The 12,209-nt window shown below is 44.9% G+C and carries 2 protein-coding genes; both read left to right on the top strand.

The annotated features are described in order from the left end of the window. Window positions 1–65 precede the first annotated feature (65 nt). Window positions 66–1,232 (top strand): ABC transporter substrate-binding protein, encoded by a 1,167-nt coding sequence (locus FCN14_RS03385; protein WP_171032790.1) that lies wholly within the window; start codon window positions 66–68, stop codon window positions 1,230–1,232. Window positions 1,233–1,417: 185 nt separating this feature from the next. After that, entirely contained in the window at window positions 1,418–12,172 is a 10,755-nt protein-coding gene (locus FCN14_RS03380; protein WP_138429678.1) for a putative Ig domain-containing protein, read from the top strand. The last annotated feature ends 37 nt before the right edge of the window (window positions 12,173–12,209 follow it).

Raw genomic sequence — 12,209 nt, 5'->3', positions numbered from 1 at the left:
ATTACAGTTCTGGGGATATGATATTCCCAGAACTTTTGAATACAGATTTAAAAAACTACCTAGGTATGTTTCAGCAGCAGATCAAAATTGGGTTCCTCAATCCTTATTCAAGTCTATATCCCAACTATTCCCAACATATACTGGCCGGTTTATTCTTGGGGATGGGAGAGGACCCGTTAAAGCAGGATAAAATAAAATTTGTGCCGCACTATACCGATACCGGTAGCGTGCAAAAAACGAAAGATGCCGTACGGAAACTGATTAATTTTGACCAAGTGGATATGTTATCCGGACTAATCAGTTATGCGGTGCTGCCGGAGATCGTACCCATGCTGGAAAGTCGTGACAAGCTGGGCTTTTTCTTCGATTCGGGGGAGTATATTCCCTATTTCGATTACCTGAGCCCCAATACGTTTTTTTCTTCTAATCAGTTATGGCAGTCAGAGTTTGCTCTAGGTCAATGGGCCCGCTCTGAATACGGAGAGGGCGGAATGATGGTCATGCCGCTGCTGGAATCGGGATACCACTTACATAGTGCCTTTCAAAAAGGATTTAGTATGGGCGGCGGGGGTGAATTGCTACTCTCGGTACTTCCGTTTGATGAAGAAAATCCCCATGATTTAGATATGAATGCGTTATTTAAAAAGATAAAGGATCAAGCTCCTCCTTTCGTGCATGCAATATTTTCAGGGGAAGGGGGCAATGAATTTTTGATTCGATGGGTTGAAGAAGGCTTAAATGGAGAGGTCCCCTTGGTTGTCGCGGAACATATGATGTATGAGGAGTGGTTACAGGATGTTAAAGATCTTGAAATCCAATGCTACTCCTCCTCATTATATGATCCGGCAATAAATACCAAAGAAAATGAAGTTTTTAAAAGGGAATTCCAGCAGACAACGGGTCAGCCGGTAAATATTTTTGCGTTACTTGGCTACGAAGCGGGAATGATGTTCAGAGAAGTTTACCCCTCAATGAAGAAAAGGGACTGGGGGAAAGTCCAAAACCTCTTGCAAGAAGAACATATCGTAGGTCCGCGTGGAGAGCGAGATTTTTATCCAGACTCTGGTTTTGCACTGCCAGAAGTCAATATTACCAAGATGAATTCATCTTCAGGATCTATTAACAAAAATATTATTGCCAAGGGAAAACGACTCGCATATAACCATCATATTTTTGATGATATTCGTAAAGCAGTACCATCAGGGTGGTTTAACCCCTTGTTTTGTGTTTAGACAACAAAAAAAGAAGTACTGCCTTTTGCGGTGCAAATGAGTCTCAGTAATTTTTCAAAAATACGTTGGTATAAAATCCTAATCTGCAAAAAATAATATCGCATACTTTTAATGGTCAGGCCTAATAGCTTTGTATAAGTAGGCAGAACCATATGAGCTACAGCTCTTAATAATATCAAGCCATCATGAAAAGAATAGCTACACTTTTAACGCTCGTAATTTCCACTGTATTAATACAGGCTGCATTTGCCCAAACCACCATAAGTACCGGCAAATTTACTACTGGAGCTACCCTTGATGCTGATGCTAATATCTATGCCCTTCAATATGATTCTGCCAATGATCATTATGATGTGGTGAAATATGATGCTCCCGGCTACTCTAGTTCTACGGTGCTATATAATGGACTCTCGTATAATTCATACCCCACTGATATTGAAATTGCTTCTAACGGTGATGTATATTTCCTTGATGGTTTTGATGGAGGGCCTACTAATGGGCAAATTATTACGTTAGATGCATCTAATGGTTATTCCTCCACGGTAATTGCTTCAGGAGACTATTATTCCGCTTTGGGTATAGATTCCAATGATGACATTTTTGTAGCGCAATATGATGGCTCTTCAACATATGAAGTCGTCAAATACGATGTCTCAAATTCATACAGTACAAGTGTTATTTATAACGGTTTGGGTTTAAATTCACCCTACTCTAGAGGGTTGACGATAGATACGAACGATAATATATACGTACTAACAGACTTTAACTTAGATGGGGCTAATGGAAAAATCATCAAATTAACGGCTCCTGGTTATTCTTCTTCAATTGTGGACCAGGGAGACTACTATGTAGGTCTGGCTGCAGATGGCAATGGTGACCTTTTCGCGACAGCCTATGATGGTACAAACGACCATTACGATGTGGTCCAATATACTAATGGAACTGGAACCCCCTCGGTGGTGTACAATGATCTTACATATTCAGGCAGTGACTACCCATTTGGGTTAGGTTCTAACCGAGCGTTGGGAGACCTGGTGATTCCGGACCCTTTTGCATCTGGCGATGGTGCCTTGTATTACTATGACCGTACCGATCCAGTTACTGATGACGCCGATGGAAACCTGACGGCCGGTTCTGGTGTTTCCGAACCCGTAGGTATTGCCAGCACGCTGGACACCTCGGGCGAAGCGATTGATATTTTTGACTTTATCCTCTCTGACGGGGGTAGCGCCGACGGCTTGGCTATGACGGTATCAGAGATAACCGTAAATGTATCCGGAACCTCTACCGATGCCGAGCGAGCCGATGTCACCTGGCGGCTTAATGGTAATGACGCTTCCAATGTAACCGGCACCTACGACGCCGGGGCCGATCAAATTACCTTTACCGGCCTTAGCATTTCTATTGCCGATGGGGGGAGTGAAACTTACACCATTAACGCCTACTACAACGACAACAGCAGCCTTACTGAAGACCGAACCATTATTTTGTCGGTTGATGGGGATACCGACGTGACTACCGGTTCCGGGGGCACCAGCATGGGAACTACCTCAGCTGTGACTAACGGCTCCGGCAGCACCATCGATATTACAGCCAGCCAACTGGCTTTTACGACCCAACCGGCCAGTTCCACTTCCGGTTCGGCCCTGGGTACCCAACCCTTGGTTACTGCCCAAGATGCCTTTGGAAACACCGATGTTGATTTTGCTGAAACAGTAACCTTGACAGAAGCCAGTGCGGGTTCTTTATCCGGGGATATTGATATTACTGCTACCAGCGGAGTAGCCACCTTTACCGATGTGGCCTATACGGCCACGGCCGACCAAGAATCCTTTACTCTCACCGCCAACGATGAAGATGGTTCGGGTAGTGATCTATCAACAGTCGATGCCAATGCCGTATCTTCGGATGTAGTGGCTACCAAACTGGTTTTTAATACCCAGCCTGCACCCACTACCGTTCAAAGCGGTAGTTCTACTGATTTAACGACAGATCCGGTAGTACAGGCCGTGGATGCCAATGATGTTGTTGATACCGGTTACAGCACGGATATTACGCTGGCAGAAGTCAATGGAGCCGGTTCAGCAGTAATGAGTGCTACCGGGGATACTGACGGAAGCAGTGCTACGGTCTCGATATCGCCCTCTTCCGGGGAAGCCACGTTTTCAGATTTACAGCTTACCTATACTGCTTCGGGAGGAAGTGATGAGAATTTTAATTTACAGGCTTCTTCCGGCGGATTAACCACGGCCAACAGTACACAGTTGACAGCTACAGTAAATGATGATCCCACATTAACGGGACTCCCTTCAGATGTTACAGTTACTGAAGACACTGAAAGCGATGTAGATCTGTCTTCGGCGATATTCGGGGATGCAGACGGAGATAATATTACCGTTACGTTCACGGCTTCGGCCGGTACCTTTAGCACTCCCGCCGATGGGTCGGGCGTAGGAGCAGGTGTGACGGAAACGTTAGTTAGTGCCACTGAAATTACTTTGGCAGGAGCTCCCGGGGACATCAATACCTACCTGGATACCAATACGAACATCAAATACACCGGGGCCAGCAATGTCAGTGGTAATGATGCGGCCACTATTACCGTGGAGGCTAACGATGGCAACGGATCGGGGGATGTTAATCTGGGCACAGTGAACCTGGATATTACCAATGTTAATGATAATCCAACGTTAGCGGGACTCCCTTCAGATGTCACGGTTACCGAAGATACCGAAAGTAATGTAGATCTGTCTTCATCAGTATTTGGGGATGTAGACGGGGATAATATTACCATTACGCTGACGGCTTCAGCAGGCACTTTTAGTAGCCCGGCCGATGGATCAGGAGTTGGAAGCGGGGTGACGGAAACCAAGCTGAGTGCTACCGAGATTACCTTAGCAGGTGCTGTCGGGGATATCAATACCTATTTAGACACCAACACAAATATTAAGTACACCGGTAATGCAGATGTAAACGGAGACAATGCTGCCACCATCAGCGTGGAAGCTAATGACGGGAATGGTTCGGGCGATGTATCTTTTGGTAGCCTCAACCTAGATATCACGGCCGTGAATGACAGTCCTACTCTTACAGGGCTCACCTCGGACGTCAGCATTACCGAGGATACCGAAAGCAATGTTGATCTGTCTACTGCGACCTTCGCAGATGTGGAGGGGGATAATCTGACGATTACCTTGACTGCCTCAGCGGGTACTTTCAGCACCCCTGCCGATGGTTCGGGGGTAGGATCCGGGGTAACTGAAACATTGGTAAGTTCTACAGAAATAACTTTGGCCGGATCTCCGGGCGATCTCAATACCTATTTAGATACTAATACGAATATTAAATACACCGGGGCCTCCAATGTGAGCGGAGACAATGCTGCCACGATTACTGTGGAAGCTAATGACGGCAACGGCTCGGGGGATGTAAGCCTTGGTACAGTCAATATTGATATCACCGGTGTGAATGATAACCCAACCCTTAGTGGTCTCCCATCAGATATTACCGTAACCGAAGACACCGAAAGCAATGTGGACTTATCGCTCGCTTCGTTTAGTGATGTGGACGGGGATAATATCACCGTTACCTTAACTGCTTCGGCAGGGACATTTAGTTCTCCGGTCGATGGGGCAGGTATTACGGAAAACCTGGTTAATTCCACAACTATTACGTTGGCCGGTACTCCAGCAGATATTAACACCTACCTGGATACTGATACGAATTTGAAATATACCGGTGACAGTGATGTGAATGGCAATGATGCTGCCACTATCAGTGTAGAGGCTAACGATGGAAACGGATCGGGTGATGTGACCTTTGGAAGTGTGAATATTGATATTACTGCGGTCAATGATCCTCCTACATTGACCGGGTTGCCTAGTGATGTAACGGTTACTGAGGACACCGAAAGCAATGTTGATCTGTCTACTGCGACCTTCGCAGATGTGGAGGGGGATAATCTGACGATTACCTTGACCGCCTCAGCGGGTACTTTTAGCAGTCCTGTCGATGGATCGGGGGTAGGATCCGGGGTAACCGAAACTAAGGTGAGTGCCACTAAAATTACGTTGGCCGGTGCTCCCGGAGATATTAATACGTATCTGGGCACCAGTACGAACATCAAATACACCGGTGATACAGATGCATTTGGTGATGATGCGGCTACCATCAGTGTAGAAGCTGATGACGGGATCTCCGGTGATATTTCCCTGGGAACGGTGAACCTTGATATAGATGGAATTAATGATGAGCCAACCCTCACTGCTACGGGCACAGATCCAACCTTTATAGAAGGAGCAGGAACCCCGGGAACTAATCTTTTTAACAGTATTACTGCTTCTGCGATTGAATCGGGGCAGACACTTACCGAATTTACTCTTACGGTATCTAATATAGCTGACGGGACTGATGAGATTCTGCGATTCGATGGCAGTGATATCTCTTTAACTGATGGCAATTCGGTTACTACGGCTACTAACTCGCTAAGCACAAGTGTAAGTGTGAGTGCCTCCACCGCTACAGTAAGCTTTAATGGAGCTGCGCTGAGTGCAAGTCAGCTACAAACCCTGGTGGATAACTTGGCTTATCGGAATGCTTCAGATGATCCCACAACAGGATCAAGCCGTGTAGTTACGATTACAGAGATTATTGACAGCGGAGGAACGGCCAACGGGGGTGATGACACAGCGGCGCTTTCACTTAGTTCTACCGTAAGTTTAACAGCAGTTAATGATGCTCCGGTTTTAGCCAATCTTGACGGTAATAATACGGGGGTACAGGCAGGCGGCAATGCTGTTCATATAGATGATGGAGAGGATGCCACGGTATCCAATATTGATTCCCAGAATTATAACGGTGGATTTCTGATCATCACGGATAAAGGGGCTAATAATACGGCAAACGGTGACTTTTCTGTTGATGGGACCAATGCAATATCTGGAGGTGATGCAACCATAGCTGCAGGTGAAACCATTTTAGTGGGAGCAACATCGATTGGAACTGTTCATGCCATAAACGATGGACAAGGCGGTAATACACTGCAAATTGATTTAAATTCCGGTTCCACAAATGCCCGGGTACAAACACTGATTCAAAACCTGCACTGGTCAGTAGCTGCAGGTTCCGGAGCTCAGACTTTTACACTGACACTTAATGACGCTGATGGTACAAGTAACAGTGGGGATGAGGATGTAACAGCTGACTTTTCAATGGTTATAGGCAACCCGCCGGTTGTAGGTAATTTAGACGGGGATACCGTAGATTTTGAGGTCGGTGGCTCGGCAGTAACCCTTGATGACGGCGGGAATGTTACCCTCTCTGATGCTGATAGTCCGGCCAGCTTAAACGGCGGGAACGTGACTGTAACCGTATCTGGAAATGCTGATGCTGCTGAGGATCTGCTGCAGATTGATACCGGTGGAACTATATCATTATCAGGAACTACCGCCGGAAGTAACGTAAGTGTAGGGGGCACTGTGGTTGGGACGTTGGCAAATAATATTGCTAACGGCAATGATCTTATAGTCCACTTAAACACGAATGCCACATTAACCAGGGTACAAGAATTGTTACGGGCAATACAGTATAAAAATACCGCAAGTCCTGTATCCGTGTTTAGCCGAGAAGTAAGTGTTACGCTCACCGATAATGACGGACTTTCGAGTATTACCTCTACGGTATCTGTAAATCTGGCCGGGAATCCCCCAATTATGACTTCCGGCAATGTTACAAAAACCATTGATGAACATACGGCATCCGGAACAGCTATTACTGACAGTGATGCCAAAGATGGAGATGGCGGAGCTGCAGATGCCAATATGAGTTATGCTATTAGTTCAGGTAACCAGGATTATAACGGAGATGGGAGTTCCGCTTTTGCCATCGACATTGACGGGAAACTAACGGTTGATGATGCTTCTGATCTGGATTATGAGGGCTCCCAAACATTCTCATTAACGGTTGAAGCTACGGATACTTTCAATCAGTCGGTTACGCAGTCAGTCACGGTGAACTTGAATGATCTTGCAGAAACCTTTGTGGTCGACGGAGATTCACAGGACTCCTTTGACAGTAAATCAGAAGCCGAAGAGCGTTCCGACGGCGGTGGGTTAGATGTATATGAGGCGATAGGGTTGGCACAGGTAGAATCCAGTAGCCTCGACACCATCCGAATTAAAGAACCGCAAACATCTACGGAACAGATTTTCGTTTCCGGCAAGTCTCAGCAGGTTAATGCGGTAGTGGAAATTGCATCAGGCGTTACGCGTACCGGTACCAACGGAGCGTATATCTTCAGTTCTGACGGCAGCTCATTTGAAAAAATAATCAATAACGGTGATCTGGAGCAGGGGCAGGGTAGTTCAGTAGACCCGGTTTCGGCTTTTTACTTGAAAAATACAACGCTGACCAATGGCTTTGAAAATAACGGGCTTATCAAGAATGACTTTGGGGCTGCAACCAACCAGGCTATAATTATAGATCAGACCTCCACCATTGACGGGGATGTTACCAATACCGGGACGATTACCGGGGCAGCAACGGGTATTGATATCCGGGCCTCAATTAACGGCATCTTTTCGAACAGTGGTACAATTACAGGTGATACCTATGGCGGATACTTCGCAAGCGATATTAATGGAAATGTTACGAACTCCGGCACAATAACAGCTGTTTCGGGTAATGCACTTCGAATTGTTGGTGCTATAAACGGTACGCTGACCAATAAATCTGGCGGAACGCTTGAAAGTACTAATAATGTAGCGCTACAGCTGGGCAGTACAGATCATACTGTTGTAAATCGAGGAGACCTTACCGGCGGTAACGGTACGGCGGTAGAGCTTGGCGACGGTAATGACACCTTTACGGCAGAATCAGGAACAATTACCGGGGTTGTAGATGGGGGAGCAGGGAATGATACATTCAATGGAAACAATGCCGCTGAACAGTTCGCAGGTGGTACCGGTGATGATATTATCAATCCCGGTGAAGGCAGTGATACCATCACTTTTGGAGATGGTGCTGATGAGGTCCATGGAACGGCTCAAGAGCTGAACGGCGATACTATTACCGATGCAGCTGATGGAAATACCGTTGTCTTAGAAGGGGAAACAGGTTTTGGGTACCCGGCGACTGTCCGTACTAAAAAGGATCAGCTTGAAATTGATTTGAACCAAGATGGGTTTGGAAATGCGGATGATATTTTTGTTGATGCGTCCGGTATTGAAGGCTTCTTATTGGTGGTAACGGATGATGGTACCGATACTCGTATAACCATTACTGATAATACCCCACCAAGCATAACGTCTAATAGTACGATCAATTTTGATGAGAATAATACCGGTACGGTCGTCGATGTTGAAGCTACTGACGGCGAGGGCAATGGGGCAGATCAAAATATCAGTTATACTCTCTCGGGAACCGACGCCGGGCTGTTCTCCATCGATGCGAAGAATGGTGAAATAACTTTTAAGAACGTGCCCAATTATGAAACTCCGATTGACGATAATACGGACAATAGCTATGAAGTAACTGCAGAGGCAAATGATGGAATCGTGACTGTAACTCAGGCGATAACAATTACGGTGAAAGATGTTAATGAATCGCCCGCCATAACTGCTATTAGCGATCAAACAATTAATGAAGGTAGTTCTACAAATGCCCTTTCATTTACCATATCGGATGTTGACAATACTTTTGGGGAACTGACCATTACTGCTTCTTCTTCCAACCAAACACTTTTGCCGGATGCCAATATAACGCTCGGCGGTAGTGATGGAAATCGCACGGTTACCCTAAGTCCTGCTGCCTACCAGAACGGCAGTACAACTGTTACACTCGCTGTTTCCGATGGGGCACTGTCTCAGTCTACATCGTTTACGCTTAGTGTCACTGCTGTTAATAACGAACCGGTTATTAGCGGTACGCCAGCCAAGACTATTAATGAAGATGTTGCTTACAGCTTTACTCCTTCAGCCAGTGATCAGGAAGGAGACAATCTTACATTTACGATCCAGAATAAGCCAGGCTGGCTTTCCTTCGACCAACAAACCGGAAGTCTCTCTGGAACCCCGCTTAACGATGATGTGGGCGTTTATAAGGATATTATCATTACAGTTTCAGATGGCAATGGAGGATCAGCAAACTTGCCTGCATATGATCTGACAGTACAAAATGTAAATGATGCGCCGGTTGTTGATGCGGGTATCGCTGATCAGAGTACCGTGCAAAACAAATCCTTCAATTTTACTATACCTGCCGATGCGTTTGATGATGTAGATGCCGGTGATGCTTTAACACTATCGGTTGCCGGCTTGCCCGATGGACTTACTTTCGATGCTGCTAAAAACCTTATCAATGGTAGTGCTACGGCAGTTGATGTTGGTTCTAATACCGTAACGGTAACAGCTGAAGACCAATCAGGCAAAACAGTAAGCACTACCTTCAATTTGGAGGTCTCGGCAGAAGTACCGGGTAAAATTGTGTTATCAAATCCGGCTGATGCACTAACGGATGTGAAGGTGCGACCGCTGTTTGAATGGCAAAAAGAGTTGATTTCGCAGAAGTATGAAATCCAAATTGCTACTACCAGCTCTTTTGCGAGCGCAGATATTGTCATAAATACTGACGTTTCGGGAGATACAAAATTTGAGCCTTCTGCTGATTTGGCACGCAATACCACCTTTTTCTGGCGTGTTCGAGGTATAAATTTGGGGGTTCATGGAGATTGGTCGGCGGTAAATAGTTTCACAACTGTTCCTAAAGTTCCTGCAAAGGTTGTTTTGGATAGTCCGGCAGATCAAAGCAAGGATATAGCTTTACAACCCACGTTGACCTGGAATAGCGCAGCCCGTACTGCTGACTATCAGTTCCAACTGGCTACGGGTAGTGCTTTTGGACAGGGTGAAATCATCATAGACCAAAATAATATCACAAAAACAGAAATAGGTGTTACCAGCCAATTAGACCGGAAAACGACGTATTATTGGCGGGTTCGCGGTAAAAATACAGGGGGAGAAGGAGAATGGTCTTCAACCTTTCAGTTCGTAACACTACCCGCTATTCCGGCCAAGGTAACACTTAAATCTCCGGGAGATCAACATGGAAGTTTTCCTCTCGATGGAACACTTAGTTGGGAGACTGTGAGTGGCGCCAGTTCTTATGAAATACAGATATCGAATGATTCAGAATTTTCAGACGTCGTAGTTTCAAAGAAAAATATCAACACTGAAAAGTATATTTTAGATGGTCAGCTTTCAGACTTTTCAACATATTATTGGCGAGTAAGGGCCTGGAACAGTGCCGGAAATGGAAATTGGTCGAACAGTAGAAGCTTTATGACCGTTGCCCAAGCTCCGGTATTAACGTTCCCGGCTGATCAAGAGAAAGATATTAGTATTGCCCCGGAACTGTCTTGGCAAAGCGGATATGAAAAGACTTCATTTCGCGTAAAAATTGCTACAGAAGACCAGTTACAAGATATCGTAACGGATACAGTTGTAGAATCGACCACATTAAGTCTGGAAGGGCTTGCTACTAATACTCCATATTATTGGCATGTACGTGTAGAAAGTAATGGCAGTACCAGTCCTTATAGTTCAATATATATGTTTAAAACTCATGCCTCTGAAGATGAGAATGTACCTGAACATCAGATTACTTTTGGTGATGAGTCTTCTTCCGGTGGTAATAGCCGAAGTTTCGAGTCTAATGATTACCGGTTGGTTGGATTACCCGGTGATGATGATGTTCCGGTAGAGGATCTTTTTAAAGGCGAATACGGTAAAGACTGGAAGGTATTTTCCGATAATGGAGAACAAGAAGATTATCTTGTTGAACATTCGAAGAATAATCCGCTAACCTTTCAGGAAGGAAAAGGGTATTGGGTGCTTAGTAAAAAGGCCCTTACGGTTGGGGGAGAAATAAAACCTGTTCCCATTTCGAAGAAAGATACCTACAGCATTACACTGCAGCCGGGCTGGTGTATAATTAGTAATCCCTTTACCCGAGCGGTTAATTGGGAAGATGTTCAAAAATTTAACCAAACAAACTTCTCCATTTTTGGGTATGATGGCAGTTTTTATGAGAGCGACAAGTTAAAACCGTTTTTCGCTTACTATGTGTATAATGATGAAGGAGATGAAGTTGAGTTAGAGATTCCTTATACCAGTATTAGTAAAAGAGAACAGGAAGATAAAACAGAAAGCAAAAAACTCTCTTCAAGACCGGCAAAAATTACATTCGAGGTTAAAATGAAGGGGGTAGAACGTCCTGCTAATGTGCATCTGGTATATGATGCGCAACAGAGTAAACAAGACGGGTATACAAAATATATGCCCCCGTTGAAGCTCAGTAAATTTGGCGCTGGAATTGTAAATAAGAAGGAAGCTAACCGAAAAAAATTACTGCATACTGTTGGGGATGTTCTGGATCAGGATCGCAAGCATTATACGATAGAAATTAAAGCTGAGAGAAAAGAGATCATTAAATGGACCCCTAAGATATCGGGTCTTGATAATAATATCGCAGTAATGGTGGCAGAACCTCAAAAAGGCAGAGCCGAAATACTCGAAAACGGAGAATCGTATCCGTTTATGTCTGCTGAAGGAAGAAAACAGTTTGAAGTATATATCGGAAGGAATGCTGAACTTGAGAAAGTAAAAGACAGCATGATACCTCAGAAAATTACGTTGAATCAAAACTACCCGAATCCCTTTAACCCGGCTACAACAATTCGGTTCGGCATTAAAAAACAGAGTGACGTAACCCTTGAGGTATTTGATGTACTGGGAAGAAGAGTAAAGACTTTGGTTAAGGAAAGCCTAAAAGAAGGATGGCACCAAGTTAATTTTGACGGACGGCGTTTAGCCAGCGGTACCTATTTTTATCGATTAATTGTGGACCGAAAAGTACATACCAGAAAGATGGTCTTGATTAAATAGGGAATGAATAATGAAAATTAATATTAGGAAACAACTG

The sequence above is a fragment of the Fodinibius saliphilus genome (genome assembly GCF_005869845.1).
GTDB lineage: Bacteria > Bacteroidota > Rhodothermia > Balneolales > Balneolaceae > Fodinibius > Fodinibius saliphilus.
Note: the sequence above shows the minus strand (reverse complement) of the source record. Positions and strands in the feature narration are given on the sequence as shown.